Raw genomic sequence first — 23,156 nt, forward strand, 5'->3', positions numbered from 1 at the left:
ATTATAACTCTTTAATATCTTCCCTTAACTTTTTCAAAGCACCATAAATACGTTTTTCAACCGCTTTAGTAGATATTTCTAGAATTTCGGCAATCTCCTTAAATCTTTTTCCTTCAACTCTATTCATCATAAAGGCTACTCGTTGAGGTTCTGTTAAATTTGCTAATGCTTTTTGTAGTTTGTCGTTATATTCTTTTTCACGCATTAAAAATTCAGGGCTTTCATTAGTGCTCATTTTTGGATTTGAAGTTTTCTGATGTTTTAAAACCACTTTTTGATGAGCCGCTTCATTCAACATAAGGTTATTTGCTGTTGTAAAAAGAAAACTCTTAGCCTTTTCTGGGGATATTTTTGAGCAGTTCTCCCAAAGTTTAATAAAAGCTTCTTGAGTCTTATCTTTAGGGTTTAGTAAATCGCCAAATTTGTAATGTAAAAAATTATGTAAATCCTTTGAGTGTTTTTTAAATATAGATGAAAAAATATGCTCAGCGCAGATATTGTCATGTAATTGTTTGCTCATGTTGTCTTGGTAGTTGGAGCAACTAAAATAAGGCTTTTTGCCAATAATTTAACTTTTTTTTTAACGTGTTGGGTAGGAATATTTAAAGTTATCTTGTTTTATCAATAAAAGCTATGTTTAACCCAAAATTAAAGACCATGAAAACTAATTGGAGAATATTATTATTACTGCCTTTTTTTGCCCTTTTGATATTTACTTCATGTCAAGAAGAAGTTATTGACATAACAGAACCCTCGGAAGAAGCTACTTTAGTTGCGGACTCAGAATTAACAGCTTTTGTTAGTTCAACTTCAAAAATGGATGGTTCTAAGGATAACATCATTGACCAGGCTAGTTGTATTTCTGTAAAATTACCACTTACTGTTATAGTTAACGGTTTAGAAATTATTATTGACTCTGATGAGGATTTTGCAGTTGTTGAAGCCATTTTAGATGAATTCGATAATGATGATGATAGTCTGGAAATGATTTTTCCTATCACTATTATCAATGCAGATCATGATGAAATTGTTATTACTAATGCCGATGAGTTGGAAGCTTACGTTGAAGAATGTGGAGGGGAAAATGAAGAGGATGACGATATTGAGTGTATTGATTTTAAATACCCAATTTCATTTTCGATTTTTAATGCAGACTTTTTAATAATTGATACTATTGAAATTGAAAATGATAGGCAATTACACCGTTTTATGAAACGTGTTAAAAACAGAGAAGTTATAGCAAGTATTAATTACCCCGTAACTATGTTGTTGGCCGATGGTACTGAAATAGAGGTAAATAGTAATGAGGAGTTACATACTACAATTAAAGAGGCTAAAGATGCTTGTGACGAAGATGATGATAATGATCATAACGATGATGACTTCACTAAAGAGCGTTTAGATAATTACCTTGTACAATGTCCTTGGTTAGTACATGAGTTTAAGAGGGATGCCGTAGCCTTAACGGATCAGTATTTTGAGTATGCCATCAATTTTAAAACTAATGGTACTGTTGTAATGAGAGCTAGAAATGGCGATGTTCTTACAGGTACATGGGATACTAAAGTAACTGATAGAGGAGCTAAATTAAAAATGGAGTTTGAAAATCTAGCAGACTTTACGTTGGAGTGGTTTATTTATGAAATTAATGAAGGTAAAGTTAAGGTTTATGATGGTGATAGCAGAATAATTATGAAACGCAACTGTGATGTAGTTATAGATCACACTATAGAGCGTGTTGAAAATTACTTACAAGAGTGTTTATGGAGAGTAAAGAGACTAAATGTAGACGGTGTAGATAATGAAGAAGATTATATAGGAACACCACTTAAATTCTTTGAGAACAACGTTGTTAAAATAAGAATTAATGGAGAATTGATTGATGGTACTTATGAAGTATTTGTTCTTAACTCTGGTCGTATAGGTTTAAGTATAGATTTAGAAGGAAGACCTAATTTGAAATTACATTGGTTAATAACTTTCATAGGAGAGGATAAAATTAAGTTGGTTAATTCTAACAATCAAATGGTTTTAAAGAGACGTTGTCCTAATATTGATGAAGATTTAAATTATATTGATGATGTGCTAGTTTCAGGTACTTGGGAAATAGCTTCTTATATGAATTTGGATGCGGACTTAACTGAGTTGTTTGCCATGTATACTATTAATTTCTTAGAAAGTGGATGGATAAAAGTAACAGACCCTAATAATGGATTAATTGATGGTTCATGGTTATCTTATAGAGATGAAGGTTTGTATTTAGGAATGCATTTTGGGATTGAGCCTCCGTTTAGACAACTTAATAATAGATGGAGAATTAAAGAGATTTCTCCTAACCGTATTGAGTTAAAAGATTACTCATCTACAGGAGAGATAGAGCGTATATTAGTCCTTGAAAGAAAAGAATAAATTGTTATTATTGGTTAATATAAAAGAGAAACTTGGATTTTCGGTTTGTTAGGTTAGTTAGCTAAGTTTCCTTTAAGGCTGTCAGATTTAAAAATTTGACAGCTTTTTTTATATGCCTTTTTTACAGATTATTACTCAAAAATTCCTTCAATTCATTAAATTTGCAGTTCTTAAAATTTCAAGAAAATTATGTTTAATAATTTAAGCGATAAATTAGATAAAGCCTTACATGTATTAAAAGGACACGGAAGTATTACCGAGGTAAACGTTGCGGAAACCTTAAAAGAAGTAAGACGTGCTTTATTAGATGCCGATGTTAACTTTAAAATAGCTAAAGATTTTACTAATAGAGTAAAAGAAAAAGCGCTTGGGCAAGATGTATTAACAACCTTGCAGCCTGGGCAACTAATGGTTAAGATTGTTAAAGATGAACTCACCCAACTTATGGGTGGAGACACTGCTGGAATTAATTTGTCTGCAACTCCTAGTATAATATTAATGTCTGGTTTACAGGGTTCTGGTAAAACTACTTTTTCTGGTAAACTGGCTAATTTCTTAAAAAACAAAAAAACTAAAAAACCATTATTAGTGGCTTGTGATGTATATCGTCCGGCGGCTATTGATCAGTTACACGTTGTTGGTGATCAAATTGGGGTTGAAGTTTTTAGTGATAGAGGAAATAATGATCCGGTGGCAATTTCACAAGCTGCTATTGCACATGCAAAAGCTAACGGACATAATGTGGTAATTATAGATACCGCGGGTCGTTTAGCAGTTGATGAAGCTATGATGACCGAGATATCTAACATACATAAGGCTATAGAGCCACAAGAAACATTGTTTGTAGTAGATTCTATGACAGGTCAGGATGCAGTAAATACAGCAAAGGCTTTTAATGATGTATTGAATTTTGACGGTGTTATACTTACCAAATTAGATGGTGATACTCGTGGCGGTGCTGCTATTTCTATTAAATCTGTAGTAAATAAGCCTATTAAGTTTATTGGAACAGGTGAAAAGATGGAAGCTATTGATGTATTTCACCCTTCACGTATGGCAGATCGTATTCTTGGGATGGGAGATGTTGTGTCTCTGGTTGAAAGAGCTCAAGAACAATTTGATGAGGAGGAAGCTAGAAAGCTACAAAAGAAGATTGCTAAAAATAAATTTGGGTTTGATGATTTCTTAAAGCAGATTCAGCAGATTAAGAAAATGGGGAACATGAAAGACCTTGTTGGTATGATACCTGGAGCTGGAAAAATGATGAAAGATGTTGATATTGATGATGATGCTTTTAAAGGAATTGAAGCTATCATTCATTCTATGACACCTAAAGAAAGAGCAAATCCTTCTTTAATAAATGCCAGTAGAAAAAAGAGAATTGGAAAAGGTTCAGGTACATCTGTACAAGAAGTAAATCAACTTTTAAAACAATTCAATCAAATGAGTAAAATGATGAAGATGATGCAAGGTGGTGGCGGTAAAAAGATGATGCAGATGATGAAAAATATGCGTTAATCTTGTTCGAACTTAGAAGTTAGAAGTTTTGTTAACGGCCAAAAGCCAAAAGTCAACATCCATATAAATATGACAATTTTAGACGGTAGAAAAGTAAGTAATGATATTAAAGAGGAAATTGCGGAACACGTAGCTTCTATGGTTTCTAAAGGTGAAAAGGTGCCTCATCTTGCTGCAATTTTGGTAGGGAGTGATGGAGCAAGTATGACTTATGTAAATGCCAAAGTGAAAGCGTGTGAAAAAATAGGTTTTAATTCTACGCTAATTGAATTGCCAGAATATACCTCAGAAGAAGAATTGCTTGAAAAGATTCATGAGTTAAATACTAACGATGATATTGATGGGTTTATAGTGCAATTACCATTGCCGGAACAAATAGATGAACAAAAGGTTTTAATGGCTGTAGATCCAGATAAAGATGTAGATGGCTTTCATCCAACTAATGTTGGAAGAATGGCTTTAGATTTGCCAACCTTTTTGCCGGCTACACCTTATGGCATTATGGAATTACTTGAAAGATATCAAGTAGAAACATCTGGTAAAAATGTAGTGGTTATGGGAAGAAGTCACATTGTTGGTCGTCCTATGAGTATATTAATGAGTCAGAAGCGTAAAGCTGGTGATGCTACTGTTACCGTTGTTCATAGTCGTTCTAAAAACCTAAAAGATATTACCAGAGAAGCAGATATTATCGTTGCTGCTATTGGTATTTCAGAATTTTTAACTGGTGAAATGGTTAAAGAAGATGTAGTAGTTATAGATGTTGGTATCACAAGAGTGCCAGATCAAACTAAAAAGAATGGCTATAGACTTGCTGGAGACGTAGAGTTTGAAAGCGTTAGTAAAAAAGCAAGCTATATTACTCCTGTTCCAGGTGGTGTTGGCCCTATGACTATTGCTATGCTTCTAAAAAATACACTTTTAGCAAGAGAAAGAAAAGCTTAAAATCATTACCTTCTTTTTACATTTTTAGGATTAAATTCTTTGGTTGATTGACTTATGAGATTACTGAGTTCTCGGTATTCGTCTTTTGTAAGTTCTCTGTGTTCTCCAACTGGTAAATCAAGATTAATATTCATGATTCTAACTCGTTTAAGTGTTTGTACATCGTAACTTAAATGTGCACACATTCTGCGGATTTGCCTATTCAATCCTTGAGTAAGAATAATTTTAAATTTATAAGAGCTAAGCTTCTTAACAAAGCAAGTTTTGGTAGTTTGTTTTAATTCTTCTAAATAAATGCCTTTAGACATACGCTCAATAAAAGTTTGAGATATAGGTTTGTCTACAGTAACAATGTATTCTTTTTCGTGGTTGTTGCTTGCTCTCAAGATTTTGTTTACAATATCTCCATCATCAGTTAAAAGAATTAATCCTTCACTAGGTTTATCTAATCTTCCTATTGGAAAAATACGTTTGTGATATCCAATAAAATCAATAATGTTATTTTTTTCAACTCGTGTATCTGTGGTGCAAACAATACCAACAGGTTTGTTAAAAGCCAGATAAACAAATTCTTCTTTTTTGGCAGCTACAACTTCTCCATCTATAGCTACTACATCATTTGGGGCCACTTTTGTTCCCATTTCTGGTATAACCCCGTTGATTGTTACTCTGCCTTCGTCTATTAGTTTGTCTGCCGCTCTACGAGAACAGTATCCAGCCTCACTAAGGTATTTATTAATACGTTTTAAAGATTCGCTCATATTGCAAAAGTAATCATCTTATTGTTCTAAAAACTCTAAAATATCATTTGTTACTGAACTATCATTTAGTGAATGTCCTAGTCCCTTTGTTGAAATTAAGGTGCTGTTTTTTAAACTTTTATTTATGAGTTTGGCATCAGAATAGGGAATAACCGCATCTTTTACATCATGAACAATCAATCCTTTGGTTTCAATATTTTTAGAATATTTTGAGGTTGAAAAGTCGCCCGGTAGAGCACCAAATCTTTTTAGAATAATTTTATCTAGATGCTTTTCTATTTTTTTGTTATACCCTAAAAGCTTGATGTAGCTTTTTAAAATAAATTCAAATTCTGAAGGTGCTCCAAGTAATACCATTTTCTTAATAGATTGAAGCTGGTATTTTTGTTGAAAAAATATAACAGACATCCCACCTACAGAATGTCCTATTACCACTTCTGGTTGATGTTTTTGAGCTACAATATTGATGAATTCTGAATATAAAAGCGCATTGAATAGCTTGCTTCCAGAAGCTCCATGACCTGGAGCATCTAATGCTATAACATTAAATCCTTGTTTTGTAAACCGAATTATTTTGTTTTTCCAACGGGCCGAATTGCTTTCCCAGCCATGAGCCAATAGAATTGTTGCCTTGTTTCCTTTCCAATGATAGGTAGCAATATTTAATCCTTCATAATTAAGGATTTTCTTTTCGGCTGAATCTAAAAACTTTATTTGCTGAGGTTTGAGCTTACCTTTTCTTGGGGTAGAAAATAAATGTAATGCTTTATTTGCAGCATAGTCCCCAGAAACATAACTCAAAACGTTTAGGTATGAGCCAATAAGTTTAATAATAAACTTTTCCATGAATTAGTCTTCTCTATGAACTTTTTCTATTGAAAATGCCGGTTTGCAAATGGCAATATATTCACAAGGTTCAGTGAAAGGATTTGAGTACTGAACTCTAGTATTCTTTTCAATTTTAATAGATTCACCTGCGTTTAAAACAATGGTTTCATCTTCAATAATAAACTGTTTTTTGCCCTTAATAACAAATGTGTATTCATCAAACTCCGGTGTTTGGTATGGTTCGCTCCATCCAGGAGGAGCTGTCATATGGGCTATACTTATTTGTGTGTCTCCTGTAGTTGGAATTCCAAAGTGCTCTTTTATGACTTTTCCATCATTTGTGGGGACGATAAATGGATTTTTTTGAACAGTGTACTTTTTCATTTTAATCTTTAAAAGGTTTTCGTTTAATAATCCCTCCTTTAATATCTTTTACAAGACTCATTGTTAAAAATGCTTTACGGTCTATTTTATCAATTTCAGTTTTCAGTCGTGGTAATTCCAAACGTGTTACAACAATATAAATGATATCTTTTTCATGAAGTTGAACGCCACCTTTTCCTGAATATATTGTGCAAGAACGTTGCAGTTTTTCCGTAAGCATTACTCGGATAGATTCGCTTTCACGTGAAATTATAGTGACCCCAACATATTCTTCAACGCCATCAACTACAAAGTCTACAGTTCTTGCAGCGGCTAAATAGGTTAGCATTGCATAAAGCGCAGTTTCTATTGAAAGTATGTAAGCTCCAAATGAAAATATAATAACGTTTATAATGAGTAAAACATCGCCAACAGTTAATGATAGTTTTCTGCTTAAAAAAATAGCAAGAACTTCTGTGCCATCAATAACACTTCTTCCACGCATAGACATACCAATACCTAGCCCTAAAAAGAAACCTCCAAATACAGCAATGAGCAATTTATCTTCAGTGATAGTAGGGTATTCAACATAGTGTACTACAATTGCAAGAAATGCAATAGCCCCAATGCTTCGTAATGCAAATTTTAAACTTAATGTTTTGGATGCTAAAATTATAAAAGGCGTATTAACTAATATTAGAAGAATTCCTAATTCTATAGATGTTATATTTTCCAATAATAACGAAATACCTGTTGCGCCACCATCAATAAATTTATTGGGTAATAAAAAACCTTTTAACCCAAAACCGGCAGAGAAAACCCCTATGATAATGAATATATATTCACTTATTGCATGAGAGTATTCAACTTGTAATTGCCTTACTAGCGGAACTATTTTCTTCTTGCTTACATTCTTATCATTATTTTTTTTCTCGAGTTTTTTTCGAGCTATATCAAATATGATTTTGGATAAAAAAGGATTCATTTCTAGTTGATTCTAATCATTCCAAATCAAGAAAAAGTACTTGACTTTAGCATTGTCTGGAATGTGAGTTTCTTCAAATTTCAAATTTAAATCAAACTGTAAATTAGAAGGTAGTTCTTTTTTGTCAATAACAAAACTTCCGTTTATTTCCTTTACAGAAATTACTAAAGAATTTATTAAGTTATCTATTTTAGAAATTTTATAGGTATTATTTATTTCTTTAAAAGTACTTTGGGTAGAAATGCCTTTAACTGTTTTAAATTTTGAGTCAATAATCTGAATACTACCAATTGTAGAAGTAGAATCCAAAACGTTTCTGGGAGTTAAGATTAAAAGTTTGTCTCCCTCTTTACTGAAAATCTCAATATCATTAATTCCTCCGGCAAATTCATCACCACTTATAAATTTAGAAATTGAGTCCTTAACATAAATACTTTTAAGGTCTTTAACTTGTGTAGAGTCTGTAAGTAAACCTATATGATGTTTTGAAATTTCAAAGGGGTTTTGTTCCTTTTTACAACTTGTAAAAACTAAGGCAAGAGCTATCAGACTAAGAATGATTTTATGCATTGTTGAATTTATTTTTTCATTGATATATGTTGAACTATCTACTTATTTTTTCATTGCCTTAGTTAGGATGCCAAATACACTTCTAATGAATGTTGCACTAGTAAGTACTTTTACAATGGGGTTCATTCTAGTGCTTCGTCGTCGAGTAGATGTTTTTGTTTTTTTCTTTGCTTCTACTTTCTTTAAGGCCTCTTTTTCTTTTCTGGCTTTTTCTTTTGCTTCATCAGCTTCTGCTTTAGCTATTTTGTCATTAAGCATTTCATAGGCGCTTTCTCTGTCAATTTCCTTATTATATTTTTTAGAAAGTTTAGACCTAGAGAGAAGTGTAGTTAATTCGACATCAGTTAGAATATCCATCCTACTCATGGGTGCTCTCATCATAGTTGCCGCCAATGGTGTAGGGCGCCCTTTTTCATCTAAGGCCGAAACCAATGCTTCGCCAATACCTAATGATGTCAAAACTTCCGTAGTATCGTAGTAATCTGAATCTGGATAATTTTCAGCCGTTAGTTTAATAGCTTTTCTGTCTTTAGCTGTAAATGCCCTTAAGGCATGTTGCACTTTTAATCCTAATTGACCTAGTACCTCTTCTGGAACATCAGTAGGATTTTGAGTAACAAAATATAGGCCAACTCCTTTACTTCGTATAAGTTTTACGATACTTTCAATTTGATTTAAGAGGGCTTTAGAAGCTTCATTAAATATTAAATGAGCTTCATCAATAAACATGATAAGTTCTGGTCTATCACTATCCCCTTGTTCTGGGAAGGTTGAGTAAATTTCAGCTAATAAACTTAGCATAAAAGTAGAGAATAGCTTTGGCCTGTCTTGAATGTCAGTAAGCCTGATAATATTTATGTATCCACGTCCTTCATCATCAACTCTTAATAAGTCATCTACTTCAAAGGAAGTTTCTCCAAAAAATAGGTCAGCTCCTTGTTGTTCTAATGCGACAATTTTTCGTAAAATAGCACCTGTGGACGCCGTAGAAATTCTTCCGTAAGCTTCCATGAATTCTTTTTTACCTTCTTGGGTGGCGTACTGAAGTATCTTTTTAAAATCTTTTAAATCAAGTAAGGGTAATTTGTTGTCATCACAATATTGGAAAATAACTGAAACAATGCCACTTTGTGTTTCTGTTAAATCTAATATTCTAGATAATAAAACAGGTCCGAATTCACTAATAGTTGCTCTAAGTCGCACTCCATCTTGTTCAGATAAAGTTAGAACTTCAACTGGAAATGCTTTAGCCTCAAAGGGTAAGCCTATTTTTTCGTGGCGTTCATCTATCTTGGGGTGTCCTGGGCTTGGTTGTGCCAAACCACTTAAATCACCTTTTATATCCATGAGTATAACTGGGATACCTTTTTCACTTAAGTTTTCTGCTAAAACTTGTAATGATTTTGTTTTTCCGGTACCTGTAGCCCCTGCAATTAAACCATGACGGTTCATTGTTTTTAAAGGGATTTTTACATGGGCTCCTGTAACAGTTTCGCCATCTAACATGGCTGCTCCAATTGGAATAAAATCGCCTTTAGTTTTATTGCCTTCAGTTATATAATTAAAAAAAGTTTCCTTAGTTGTCATACTACTCTAATTTTGTATAAAAATAGCTATTACTTTATTAAATTCAATAAACAATAAATAAAACAATTAACAATTACTTTGCATGTAGTATCTTTGCAAACTTATGAATAAAGAGATTCAAGATCTGGTAAGTAAAGGAGAGATGCTGCCTTTAATGGAAGAGTTCTATACAATTCAAGGAGAAGGCTATTACAAAGGTACAGCGGCCTATTTTGTTAGAATTGGAGGATGTGATGTTGGGTGTCATTGGTGTGATGTTAAAGAAAGTTGGAATGCAGACCTACATCCTCCAACTGAAACTTCAAAAATTGTAGAAAACGCTAAAAAGTATAGTGATACAATTGTGGTTACCGGTGGCGAACCATTAACTTGGGATATGACAGTTTTAACAAGTGAGCTTAAGAGTCTTGGGTTAAAAACACATATTGAAACTTCTGGAGCTTATAAATTAACAGGGGAATGGGATTGGATTTGTCTATCTCCCAAAAAGATGAAGCTGCCAACTGAAGAGGTTTGTAAAAAAGCAGATGAGCTTAAGGTTATTGTTTATAATAGAGATGATTTAAAATTCGCTGAAGAACAAGCTGCTAGAGTAAATCATGATTGCATTTTGTATCTTCAACCAGAATGGAGCAAACGGGATAAGGTGGTTCCTCTTATTGTTGATTATGTGATGGGAAATCCTAAGTGGAAAGTATCTCTTCAAACACATAAGTATTTAAATATACCTTAAAAGCTATTCTCAATACCGTGAATAATAAATAAAGCGTAAACCTTCTTGTTCAAAACAAGGTTTACGCTTTATTTATTATATTTAATGTTTTGCTAGGGACTCAAATCATGATCATTTAATTACCCTTTTTTATGAAAAAGTTATTGCTCCTATTCTTCATTTTAAACTTATCTAGTGTCTATTCTCAGAATGAAATTGTAGAGAACATTGAAGCACTTAAAAATGAAATTACGATTTCAGAGGGTTTAAAAAAACTTATACTTCTTGATAGTCTGAGTTCATTAACCGAAATGCAAGAAACATATGGCTTCGATTCAATTTCTAAAGAAACTATTAGTCATGCTCTGGAGTTGGATTCTATAAACATGGCTGCCAATCAAACAGCAAAACTAATTCATTATTATTCTAACATTCTTGGAGATACTAAAGAAGGATTGGTTGTATTTGAAGGTTTTTTAAATGAAATAGAGAGGGCCAAATCAGAAAGGATTAAAGCGAGCTTCTTCATTGCTGGTGCAGATAGTTATGCGGGAATAGTAGATTACGATCAGGCTTTGAACTATTATAAACGCGCCAAAGCCTATGCTTTAAAAACGGACAATCAGCAGTTAATAGGTTCTATTGCGTTAAAAACCGGTGGCATTAATATGGAAATTGGTAATGCCGTGGAAGCCTCAAAACTTATTCAAGAGGCCATTAAGATATTTACTAAAGTGCGGGATACATTTAATTTGATAAACGCAAAAAGTGATATATCGATCTTGTACAGCCAGAATACGTTTTATGAAGACGCTAAGAAAGAGCGTGATGAAGCTATTGCCTTGTCCAAATTATACAGTAGGGAGACTGCGGTTTCTCTGCTTTATTATAATGCGGCGGCGGACTATAGGCTTATGGGTAATCAAAAAAAACGAATATTAAATTTAGGTCTGGCCTTAAAACACAATAACTCTGAGTATAAACAATTTTATGGTCCTTTTTTTCTTTGTGACTTAGTTATTGCCTATGCCGAAAATGATAGTTTAAAAAAAGCAGAATATTATTATAAGCAAATTGAAAATAATCCAGACACCTATTCAGAAGGCATTCAAAAAGAAATGTACATAGAGGTTTTAAAACAAATGGCTTTAGGAAAGGGAGAATATAAAAATGCAATTAAATATGGTCTGCAGCACTTGGCATTAAAAAGGCAGCACCAAGGTTATGTTGAAATAATGAATGCGGAAAAATTTTTATCTGATGCCTTTAAATTAGTTAACGATAATAATAATCACAAAAAACACTTGATAAACTATTATAAAATTAAAGATTCTATAACCAAAGTTCAAAATGTGAAATCTTTAACCTATTATCAAACCTTGTACGAAACGGAAAAGCGTGATTTAAAAATTCGAGCACAGGAGTCTGATCTTGCTTTGTTAGACGAGAAAAACAAAGTTAAAAACCAATGGATGCTTTTCGGAGGCCTTGGGCTTTTAAGTATTTTTGGAACTGTGATATTGTGGCGTTCTAGAAACACCGCTAAAAAACGACAAGAACTTCAAGAGCATTTTTCTCATGAACTAATTCAGGCTCAGGAGGAAGAACGTACGCGTATTTCTAAAGATTTGCACGATAGTGTAGGACAACAACTGACACTAATCAAGAAGAAAGCTCAAAATTTAGAGCAAACAGAGTTATCTGAATTGACTAATACCGCCTTAGAAGAAGTTAGAAGCATTTCTAGAGGACTTTATCCTGCTACTTTAAAGCAGTTGGGTTTATCTGAGAGTATTGAACAATTGTTAAATGATTTAGATGCAGAAACTGATATGTTTTTTTCATTAGAAATAGATTATATAGATGATGTTTTAAACGAAGAAGAAACCCTCAATTTTTATAGATTTATTCAGGAGGCCGTGAGTAATGTGTTAAAACATTCTCAGGCAAAAACACTAATTGTAAACATTATTAGAGAAAATAATTTAGTAAAAGCCTTTATAAAAGACAATGGCGTTGGCTTTAATAATGTAGACGCTCTAAAACATAATAGTCTTGGCTTAAAAACTATAGAAGAACGAATTAAAATATTAAAAGGATCGTTATCTTTCAAAAGTAAAAAAGGGTTAGGTACTACATTACTGGCTCAAATACCGGTTTAGAATGCACAAAGATATTTCAATAGTAGCAGCAGATGACCACCCTATGTTATTAAAGGGCTTGGTGGAAGAACTTTATAACTATAATTATAATGTTGTAGCTTCAGTTAATAACGGGGCCTTAGCCTTGAGTGAAATTATAGAATTACAACCAACAGTGGCTCTGCTAGATATTGAAATGCCATTGTTATCAGGTTTTGAGGTTATTCAAAAGTGTGCTGAAAAAGACCTTAAAACCAAATTTATTATACTTACTTCTCATAAAGAAAAGAGCTTTGTGTTAAAGGCAAAAAAATTAAATATTCAGGGTTATATATTAAAAGATGAACCAGCAGTAGAACTTCATAAATGTATTCAAGAGGTTGTTAAGGGTGGTAACTATTTTAGCTCAGAATTTACCAAAATATTGGAAGATCAAGTGTCTCCTGAAATTGAAAAAATAAAATTCTTATCGCCTTCAGAGAGAACTATAGTACGCTTAGTTGCCCAAGGTATGTCTTCAAAGGAAATAGGCGAACATTTATGTATATCTAGTAGAACAGTTGAAAAACACCGTTCTAATATCATTCAAAAATTAGATCTTTCCCATGAAATGGATGCTTTAAGTTCTTGGGCTCAAGAACATAAAGAGTTAATACTGTCTATTTAAAACTATTTTGATTTTGTTTTCATGTTATACTACGTAGCCCTACGTAGTATTTGCATTGGTTACGTATTGTTAGAGATTAGGTGTGGGGGTAACTTGCACTAAAATTGCCAATAACAACTGATTTCTAATCAATAAAAAATAACCATGAAAACAAAATTTACACTTTTAACGCTATTAATGCTTTTTGTAACGAGTATTAATTTTGCCCAAATCTCATTTAATAATGCAGATATAGCTGTACAAGGCATAGCAAGAGATGATAACAATACGGCTCTAGCAGGTAAATCTGTTAATTTTACGTTTACTATATATTATGATGCCTTATCTCCTAAAAACATTTTTACGCAGGCCATTACTTTACAAACAGATGCCTTTGGTGTGTTTTCACATACCTTAAATGTTGGGACAGATAAAATTGCATTGATAGCAAACCAACAAGCATTTCTAAGAATTGAAGCCGAAGGAAACATTATTTCTAACGAAGCTTTAAAACATGTGCCATATGCCATATCGGCTAATAATGGTGTACCAACAGGAGCCATTATGCCTTTTATTGGTACAGTAGCTCCTGTAGGTTGGGTAATGTGCGATGGTTCGGACTTGCCAACCGATGGTTCTGAAGTAGCTTTAAAAGCATTGTTAAGTGGCGCTACCAAAGCACCAGATTTGAGAGGTTTATTTATAAGAGGTGTAGGAAGAAATTCTGAAGCTCGATTCGATAATGATGCTAATGAAAGAACACTAGGGGTAAATACTACACAAGATGATGATAACCTAAGACATCAGCATGCTGCAGGAACTTTAGCTACGTCTATAGCTGGTGAACATAGGCATAATGTGGCCCATAGTATAAATGACTCCAATCTTGGCTCTGTTCATAGAACGGCAGTGAACCGTTCTGTTGCTGCTAACGGTGTGTTTCAATCAGGGATGTGGACATCTACAGAAGGGGCTCATAATCATACAATTACAGGAGCGGTAGATTGGGCAGGTTCAGAGTCTCGCCCAATAAACTATGGTGTTAACTACATCATTAAACTATAAAATTATATAGTTATGAAAAAATTAATACTAACCCTGTGTTTTGGGTTTCTGGTTTCAGGGCTATGGGCACAAAACAGCAATGGCGCCAAAGTGGTTACCGCTTCAGAAACACAACAAGGTGTTGAGGCTAATGGCGATTATTATACTATACAAGTTGGTGTGCCATATTTATTGTCTACATCTCCGCCTGTTGGACCAGATAATGACGTGTATAACATTCGTTTTCCTTGGGATATTTTATACCTTCCCAGGACTTTTGCAGAAGAATCTTTCGATATCTCTAAAGGGTATTTTGGTGATAAAGTCTTAATACAGTGGGAGATTAAAGCAAATTTCGATTTAATTTCTACTATAAAAATATTTCGTAGAGAATTAGGTAGTGTATCGCCATTTCAATTTATAGGTAGCGTATCGCCTAATGATACCGAATATGAAGATAACTATGTAGATGGTGGCGTGCTTTACGAGTATAAAGTAAAAGCAGAAGGTGTAGGTGTTGAAGAAGAGTTGTATTCAAATTTTATTACTGGTATTGGGTTTAGAAACCCAACAGCCATTGTAACGGGTAATGTAAGTTACAAAGGAGGTAATCCAGTAAAAGATGTCACCATAATTGCAGAATCTGATGGGAGCGAAGTAAGCTATGGTAGTGCGCTAAGTATACCAGCAGATTATAATTTAGGCATAAGTAACTTAACTAAAACCATAGCTACAGAAGCCACTTTAGAGGCTTGGATAAAACCAAATTCACCTTATTTAGATGATGGTGGTACTCCAATTAATCTGTTTAAACTTCAAAAAGGAGATGGTAGTTCAATAGAAACAAGTGTAAGGCTAAAAGCAACGTCACAAGAGTTAGAAGTTAATATTGGAGGAAGTTTATATGTTATTGAAAACGTAATACCATCAGGAAGTATAGATGCTCGTGGGGATGATGAGATGATAGCGATTTCAAATTTCAATACACAATTTACGCATATATCTGTACGATTAAAAGATGGTTCAGCACCAGATTTATTTATTAATGGTCGACAAATGACCAGTGATTATAGAAACGTTGTTCATGAAGCTCGTTCAGCTGTTGATGATACAGATACATCGCCGTATTTAGAAATAACTGTACCAACACAAACGGCTAATTTATCAAGCGGTTCCGGAGATTGGGTTAATGCTTTTGTCGGTGGCGGATATGATGCTGTGTTTGATGAAATTCGCTTATGGAAAAGCATTGAACAAGCTTCAGATATTAGAACAGATTACAGACGCTATATAAGCGGAAATGATCCAGATTTAATTTCATATTTAAGTCTTAACGAAGCTGTGGGTAATAGCGTATATGACGCTTCGAGAGATGGTTTTAATTATAATAAAAACAACGGAAGCCTGGGTAATGGTATAAGTTTTGTCTCTGGTTCGGGAAATATCCCATCATCTAATCAATTGGGAATTTTAGGGGTTACTGATGACAATGGAAATTATGAAATTAACGCCATTCCTTACACAGGTACGGGCGAATCATTTAAAATTACACCTATTTTCGGACAGCATAAATTTGAGCCTAATCAGCAATTGGTGTTTTTAGGAGAAGGGTCAGAAGTGGTCAATAAAATAGATTTTCTAGATACCTCATCCTTTATTTTTAAAGGAAAGATACTGTATGATACAAGAGGGGTGTTTCCTTCTTTTATTGATGTAGATGGCTCTGGTATTGAAGACGATACTATGATTAGTGGTCCTGGTATTATAGATGAAAACTTTAATCAATACGAAAAGAACGGTAATTTTTACAATAAAGGTGAATATTGGTATAATGCGACAGACGACCGTTTAGAACGTTATGCAATAATTCCGGTAGCAGGTGCCAATATTTACATAGATGGTAATATTGTTTTAGATGAAAACAATATTCCTATAGAATCTGATAACGAAGGTAATTTTGATATTAGCGTGCCTATTGGAAACCATTTTATCCGCGTTACCAAAAATGGACATAACTTCACATATGATGGTAGATTTCCTGCTGAAACAGGCACCTTTAAAGAGTTTTTTGAAGATGCTCAAGAGCAGGTTGTTTTTATAGACGAAACCAGAGTAACAGCTGTAGGGCGTGTTGCCGGTGGTTCGGTAGAAGCTCAAAAACCAATCGGGTTTGGAGAAAATGGTTTGTTTGAAGCACCATATATTGATGGAAATGGGAATAACAAAACATTTGTAGTGAGCTCTAAGAATAATATTGGAATCGCCAATATGATTTTAGATTACGCACCTGTTGGAGCCAATGTTACTCCTTATACGCAGTTTAATTTTCAAACTAATGATGCTTCGGGAGAGTATCGTATAGATGTATTGCCTTTAAATTATGAAATTATTGGAGGAACAGGTTTACAAATTAGTAGTAACTCCAGTATCAATACAAGTATTATAGCTTCCGGAACCAAAGAAGCCATAAATTTTTCAAGCATTCCTACAGAAACCATTCCGGAATTTACATTGCCGGATAACCAAATAATCAATGGAACTGCATATCACCATGAAAAAAGTTTTATATATCGTTCAACACCTGTTTTAAAAGTAGTTGAGCAAACTTCGGATGAGACTATAGACGTTAATGCAACACCGTTAGATTCTTCAGATGACATCGATATATCAGCAGGATTATCATTAGCTTCAGATTCAAATGTAAAGTATCCGGTATACACCCAGTTTGAAGACTATAGAATTGTTCTTAATACCTTTGAGCGCTACGAAAATATGGATGCAAGTCCTGTAGTAGAAGACATAGTGCCAATTGTAGATGGCGAATTGAATGTTACCAATAATTTAGCTTATCCGGGAACCGAAATTATTGCTAAAGACCCTAATGATGATAGTAAAATTGTTTACGAATTTAAAGCAGGGTTACCGTCTATATCTACCCCATTTACTAAAACTATAGATATACAATACCGTATTAATAATCAGGATAATCCAGCAGAAAATTATAATCAGGAAGGTATTGTTTTAGGTATTTTACCAGATGGCGGACAGACTTTTGTAACTGCAGGACCAGATATTCCAGACATTATTTTAAGAGACCCGCCAGGGTCTAACAGTTCAGCCTCTATCATGGCAGGCGAGAGTATTTCGTTTACAAACAAACAAAGTATTTCTGCTGCTGGAGGATTATCGCAAGATGTTACTGTTAGCGCAGGCCCTTCATTTGGTGTAGGAGGTGGTGTGGTAGGAATATTTACATTTACTAAAATTACGTTTGATGTAGAAGCAGGTATACAAGTAACATCGTCTACAAGTGCTTCTCAAGGCACAACAAAAACCTATAATTTTAGTCAAACCATATCCACAAGTTCAGACCCAAGGTTTGTAGGTGCTGATGGAGACTTGTATATTGGGCAATCTAAAAACTATTTTTATGGTGTTAATGCTAATGTACGAGCATCTTCAGCAACTATTGGTAATGGAGACCATTTAGAGTTGAGTAATGGAACAGCATCCATATTTATAAGTAAGCAGCGTAAAACTACATTTTCTGAAGACCCATCAGATACATTTTATGTGTACTCTCAAAAACATATAATAGGTACACTAATACCAGAACTGGAAGCCTTAAAAGCCGAAATTGTATCTGGTAATGTAACGCCTGACCCAGAGAAAGGAATTTCTGTAGATTTCTATGACCAACAAATTAATCTATGGCGAAAAGTGATTTTACAAAATGAGCGTAGTAAATATAGAGCGCTTAAGGATAGAGATAATTTAAAATCGGATGTATTTGCTATCGTTAGTGATTTTTCAGATGAGGTACAACAAGCCATAGATGCACAACCAGATGATGAAGAATTAGAAACTCTAGAAACTAACTTCTCCGCAGCCAATAATTTAGCTGTATTGGTAGATGAAAAATTTAGTGATAATGTGTCTTTCGATTCTGGCGTTGGAGAAGTAACACGTAGTGTAGAAACCTCTATTGTAAAATCTAACTCGTTCGATTTTAATTTGGCAATTAATGAAAGTTTTGCTGTAACTGTAGGAGGTGAAAATAGTGGTATTGGAGTACAGTCGGTAACATCTGGTTTTGCAAGTCAAGCCATTGATGCTAACTTAAGTGAAGAGCAGACCTCCACGCTTAATATAAGTTATACGTTAAAAGATAACGATTTAAATAATGTGTTAAGTGTAGATATAGTAAACCTGTTTGATGGTAACGGTCCAATTTTCGCAACTGTTGGAGGGCGTACGTCATGCCCATATGAAGGAGCTGAAAAATCTAACTTTTATAATGATGCTGTATGGGCAGCATATTTTCAGGCAGTCGTAGATGCAGGTCCGTTTGGTGTTCCAGATTATACCGTTATGCCATTACCAGAAGCAGAAAAAGTAGATTTAAGCTTTGCCACACAAAGCATAGAAGTACCAGCAATAAGTGTAGAAGTTGCTAGTATAAGCAATATTCCAGAAAGCAATAATGCCGAGTTTAAATTAATTTTAGAGAATAATACCATAACAGAAACAGATTCTTATTTCGAGCTTATTGTAGATAATACCACCAACCCTTATAATGCAGATATTAACATATCGCAAAATGGTACTGTGGTATTTGTGCCTTATGGCCAAAAAGTGCCTTATACTTTAACGTTGGGTAAATCGGTATCTGATGTGAATGATTATGAGAATATTAAAATTATACTCCAATCACGATGTGATCCAGTTAATGTTTTTGATACTGTGGAAATATCCGCAAGTTTTGTCCCATCCTGTACAGAAGTTGCTGTTAAAGCACCATTAGATAATTGGGTGTATAATGTAGATGCTGCTTACAATAATGATGGTTCAACAAACCCTTTATCAATCAACCTGTCTGAATACAATCAAGCTTTTAATAATTTTAGAAAGATTGATTTAGAATACCGTTTAGCAACGTCGCCTAACTGGACGCGCTTGCATACCTACTATAATACACAAGTATTTTATGATGAAGCGGTAGCCAATAGCGAAACTGAGATTTCTTTAATAACGGATGCTGAGGTTATCTTTGCTTTTGATATTGCAGGGCCGCAATTACAAGATGGTAATTACGAGATTAGGGCGCGTAGTACCTGTACCAATGATACCGAATTTATATCTGAAGTGATTTCAGGAAGTGTCGATTTAAGGTCGCCACAACAATTCGGCACACCATTACCTACCGATGGTATTTTAGGACCTGGAGAAGATTTACGCGTTAGTTTTAATGAAAATATATTCTATAACAGTGCAGTAAGTACTATTGAGATTAAGGGAGAAACCAATCAGTTGCCTATAGACCATAGTGTGTCCTTACGCTTTGAAGGTGCTAATAATAACGCAACGATAGAAAGCCCAAGATTGGTGTCTGGTGATTTAACCCTTGAGTTTTGGATGAATAATGCCACAACGGTAACAACAGCAACAATTATCAATCAACAAGACGGATTAAACATTCGAATAGAGAATGGTAATATGATTGCAAGCCTTGGTGATATTACAACAACTAATGGAACTATAGCTTCAGACGGGTTGTTTCATCATTATACCATTACGCATGATAATGCTACGGGAAGCATAAGTATTTATGAAGACGATAGAGATATAGGTGGTGGTTCCGGAACAGCTAATACTCAATTTACAAATAACAATCCTTTAGTTGTTGGCGGAAATACCTTTATAGGAAACATTCATGATTTGCGTTTATGGACAAAATCTATTAGCCTAAGTGAGGCCTTTGCAAATATTTATACCAAATTATTAGGAAATGAAAACAATTTGGTTGGGTATTGGCCAATGAATGAAGGACGTGGTACTATTGCCAATGACCTTGCAAGATTTAAACACGCCGCAGTCAATACCAACTGGGATATAAAACCCAAAGGCACCGCTTATGAATTTGCTGGCGGACAATATTTAGAGTTGGATAATGTTGGTTTTGTACAATTGACGAATACCATGGACGCTACGATATCCTTTTGGATTAAAACAGATTCCCCCCAGGAAGCGACTATATTTTCAAACGGGCGTGGAAAAGGTGATGGCACACCAACAGGAACAGATCCTGTACAGTCTAATGGTTTTGCTAATAAGTGGGCCATTAATATGAATAGTTCAGGAGCCTTATATTTCGCAAGTGAAGAAAACGAATATATCTTAACGGCGGAAAGCGTAGCGGATAATAATTGGCATCATATTACCTTGCTATTTAACCGAAACGGATCCTTAAGAACTTATGTGGATGCCGAACAAGTATCGTCAAATCCAATTTCTGAAATAGGCGGTTTTTCGGGGAATCAAGCGTGGATTGGAGCCAGAGGGTTTAAAGATCAGTCGGGCAATGGAAGCCCAGACAGACCCTTTACCGGTAAAATTGATGAGTTTAGTTTGTGGAATACATTACGCAATATAGATCAAATCTCTAGAGATCGATTTAACGAAGTTGATGTTGAAAGCATTGGATTGCTATTGTATGCACGTATGAATGTTCCAGATCCTACAACAGGAAATGGTCCAAGATATTACCATGCCTTTAGCAATCAAAGTGTGATATCATCAAATGCCATATTGAGTGGAGGAGCTGTGAATTATTCGGACGATGTGCCAGCTATTAAGCCAGAGCGTAAGCTTATCAAATTCCAGGTGAATCATGTCATTAATGAAGATGATATGATATTGGAGCCTGTTATTTCTGACTGGGCAGCGTTAGAAGGTCAGATTCTTGATATTACCGTACACCGTATGTTTGATGCATCAAATAACATGCAGCAATCTCCTATTACGTGGACAGCCTTTGTTCAGAAAAATGAGATGAGTTGGTTTGTTGATGGCTTCAATGAAATTGTTGATATTGTTAAAACAGGTAGCGAATCGCCTTCGTTTGAAATTACCATTATCAATAAAGGTGGTTTAGTTCAGCCTTATAATATTGCAGGAGTTCCTAATTGGTTATCATTAAGCAGTACATCAGGAAGTTTGGCTCCAGACAGTAAGGTTACAATTACAGCTACTATTGATGCGGGGTTATCTGCTGGAGAGTATCTGGAAAACCTGTATTTGCAAACCGATTTTGGTTTGGATGAAAAACTACAATTAGAGGTAAGAATACTTGCCGAAGAGCCAGACTGGGCAATAAACCCTAATGACTTTGATTTTAGTATGAATATCGTAGGGCGCATTAGTATAGATGGTGTATTCTCTGATGATTTATACGATAAAGTGGCCGCGTTTTCTAATGGAGAACTTAGAGGTGTAACGAATGTGGTTTATGATAATTCATATCAAGAGTATTTTGTATTTCTAACGGTTTATAGTAATGTGGTGTCTGGAGACCCTATTAACTTTAGTATTTGGGATGCCTCAAAAGGACAAATTATTCAGGCAACTATTAATTCTAATGCATCAGTTACCTTTACAGATAATAGTGTGTTAGGCAAACTAAGTAATCCATCACTTTTTGAAAACACGAGCACTGTTGAACAAGATATAGATTTAAATCAAGGTTGGACCTGGGTGTCGTTTAATGTAAATGACGTTAATTTCTCAGATTTAAATGCTTTAACATCGGGCATGAACTTAGAAACTTCTGACCGCATTTTGAGCCATTCACCAACACAATTAGAAACCTATTTTAAGGACGCACATAATTCGTCTAACAGTTCATGGAGTGGAGCTATAAGTACCAACTCAGGATTGTCGACTAATTTTATGTATAAAATGAATTTTGCATATGGTCAGCAATTAAAGGCTAAGGGAAGTCAAGTAGATATTAGCAGTTGGAGTTTCCCAATTCAACAAAATTGGAACTGGTTACCTTATCCTTTAGGTAAGAATGTGTCAGTTAACGAGGCCTTATCCACTTTTGATGCTACAGATGGAGATATCATAAAATCTCAAAATCTATTTGCCATTTATGATCCGTTAAATGGTTGGAGTGGTACCTTGGATTATCTTGAAGTAGGTAAAGGTTATATGGTAAAATCTGATAAAGTACAAACCTTTAAATATGCTAATATCTTTGGAAAAACTTCAAACGCAAAGGCTTCTGGAAATACAGGAACAACCCATGTGCACAAGCCAATAGCATCGGAGTTTACTAAATATTCTGAAAACATGAATGCTGTGGTTTTACTACCTGATGGGTATCATGAACTCTTTATTTATGATGAAGATGGTGTGCTTAAAGGAGAGGCAGTAAACCAATTAGTAGGTGATAAAGAATTAAGTTTTATTACAATATATGGCGAACAACCTAAAAAATTAACATTTCATATAGGAAACGGCAAAAGTCAAAGACCAACACAAAAAACTGTCACCTTTAAAAGTAATGTGGTATTAGGTACGGTATCAAATCCGTTTGTATTGGAATCTAATATTTTGGAAAGCCTTAAAGTATACCCAAATCCGTTTAAAAGTGAATTGACGCTGCAGCTTAATTCTAATGAAGTTAGTGATATGGAGCTTAAACTATTCAATGTGGTAGGACAACTTGTATATTCAGAGCAGCATAAAACAAGTAAAGGACAAAATACCATTAAGTTAACTCCCAAAATCAGTAACGGTGTATACTTTTTAAAGGTGAATTTCAACAATGTAATTACAACCTATAGAATCATTAAAAACTAGA

Annotated in this window: 15 protein-coding genes; 8 read left to right on the plus strand and 7 right to left on the minus strand. The window is 34.3% G+C overall.

Translation table 11 applies throughout. The annotated features are described in order from the left end of the window. Position 1: 1 nt before the first annotated feature. Complete coding sequence (locus tag N1F78_RS08655; RefSeq protein ID WP_406682763.1) at positions 2 to 520, minus strand: RNA polymerase sigma factor; 519 nt, start codon at positions 518 to 520, stop codon at positions 2 to 4. Positions 521 to 657: 137 nt separating this feature from the next. Here N1F78_RS08655 and N1F78_RS08660 point away from each other — a divergent pair, with 137 nt between their 5' ends. From N1F78_RS08660 to folD, 3 genes are all read left to right on the plus strand, one after another. Continuing rightward, positions 658 to 2,409: a hypothetical protein gene (locus N1F78_RS08660; RefSeq protein WP_406682764.1), complete on the plus strand. Its 1,752-nt coding sequence runs from the start codon at positions 658 to 660 to the stop codon at positions 2,407 to 2,409. A gap of 189 nt (positions 2,410 to 2,598) precedes the next feature. Then, entirely contained in the window at positions 2,599 to 3,927 is a 1,329-nt protein-coding gene (gene ffh, locus N1F78_RS08665; protein WP_406682765.1) for a signal recognition particle protein, read from the plus strand. A gap of 69 nt (positions 3,928 to 3,996) precedes the next feature. Then, complete coding sequence (gene folD / locus N1F78_RS08670; RefSeq protein ID WP_406682766.1) at positions 3,997 to 4,872, plus strand: bifunctional methylenetetrahydrofolate dehydrogenase/methenyltetrahydrofolate cyclohydrolase FolD; 876 nt, start codon at positions 3,997 to 3,999, stop codon at positions 4,870 to 4,872. 5 nt (positions 4,873 to 4,877) lie between these two features. On the opposite strand, the gene N1F78_RS08675 is transcribed toward folD, so the two are convergent. Genes N1F78_RS08675 through N1F78_RS08700 form a run of 6 tightly spaced genes read right to left on the minus strand, consistent with a single transcriptional unit; the run spans position 4,878 to position 9,966 of the window. Next, positions 4,878 to 5,633 carry a pseudouridine synthase gene (locus N1F78_RS08675; RefSeq protein WP_406682767.1) on the minus strand — a complete coding sequence of 252 codons (756 nt, stop codon included), beginning with the start codon at positions 5,631 to 5,633 and terminating at the stop codon, positions 4,878 to 4,880. Between the two features lie 18 nt (positions 5,634 to 5,651). Continuing rightward, on the minus strand, positions 5,652 to 6,479 hold the full coding sequence (locus N1F78_RS08680; protein WP_406682768.1) for an alpha/beta hydrolase: 828 nt from the start codon (positions 6,477 to 6,479) through the stop codon (positions 5,652 to 5,654). Positions 6,480 to 6,482: 3 nt separating this feature from the next. After that, positions 6,483 to 6,845: a cupin domain-containing protein gene (locus tag N1F78_RS08685; protein WP_406682769.1), complete on the minus strand. Its 363-nt coding sequence runs from the start codon at positions 6,843 to 6,845 to the stop codon at positions 6,483 to 6,485. A 1-nt stretch (position 6,846) separates the two neighbouring features. Then, positions 6,847 to 7,809 (minus strand): YitT family protein, encoded by a 963-nt coding sequence (locus tag N1F78_RS08690; RefSeq protein WP_406682770.1) that lies wholly within the window; start codon positions 7,807 to 7,809, stop codon positions 6,847 to 6,849. 12 nt (positions 7,810 to 7,821) lie between these two features. Then, positions 7,822 to 8,379 (minus strand): hypothetical protein, encoded by a 558-nt coding sequence (locus tag N1F78_RS08695; protein WP_406682771.1) that lies wholly within the window; start codon positions 8,377 to 8,379, stop codon positions 7,822 to 7,824. 42 nt (positions 8,380 to 8,421) lie between these two features. Further along, positions 8,422 to 9,966, minus strand: a complete 1,545-nt coding sequence (locus N1F78_RS08700) for a helicase HerA-like domain-containing protein (RefSeq protein ID WP_406682772.1) — start codon at positions 9,964 to 9,966, stop codon at positions 8,422 to 8,424. Between the two features lie 103 nt (positions 9,967 to 10,069). Here N1F78_RS08700 and N1F78_RS08705 point away from each other — a divergent pair, with 103 nt between their 5' ends. The 5 genes from N1F78_RS08705 (at position 10,070) to N1F78_RS08725 (ending at position 23,155) form a co-directional block, all read left to right on the plus strand. After that, on the plus strand, positions 10,070 to 10,699 hold the full coding sequence (locus N1F78_RS08705; protein WP_406682773.1) for a 7-carboxy-7-deazaguanine synthase QueE: 630 nt from the start codon (positions 10,070 to 10,072) through the stop codon (positions 10,697 to 10,699). A gap of 131 nt (positions 10,700 to 10,830) precedes the next feature. Further along, positions 10,831 to 12,840: a sensor histidine kinase gene (locus N1F78_RS08710; protein ID WP_406682774.1), complete on the plus strand. Its 2,010-nt coding sequence runs from the start codon at positions 10,831 to 10,833 to the stop codon at positions 12,838 to 12,840. A 1-nt stretch (position 12,841) separates the two neighbouring features. Further along, complete coding sequence (locus N1F78_RS08715; protein ID WP_406682775.1) at positions 12,842 to 13,486, plus strand: response regulator; 645 nt, start codon at positions 12,842 to 12,844, stop codon at positions 13,484 to 13,486. 144 nt (positions 13,487 to 13,630) lie between these two features. Beyond that, positions 13,631 to 14,530, plus strand: a complete 900-nt coding sequence (locus tag N1F78_RS08720; RefSeq protein ID WP_406682776.1) for a phage tail protein — start codon at positions 13,631 to 13,633, stop codon at positions 14,528 to 14,530. A gap of 12 nt (positions 14,531 to 14,542) precedes the next feature. Continuing rightward, positions 14,543 to 23,155, plus strand: coding sequence for a LamG-like jellyroll fold domain-containing protein (locus N1F78_RS08725; RefSeq protein WP_406682777.1), 8,613 nt, complete (start codon positions 14,543 to 14,545; stop codon positions 23,153 to 23,155). Position 23,156 lies beyond the last annotated feature (1 nt).

Source organism: Seonamhaeicola sp. MEBiC01930, assembly GCF_045277075.1.
Lineage (GTDB): Bacteria > Bacteroidota > Bacteroidia > Flavobacteriales > Flavobacteriaceae > Seonamhaeicola.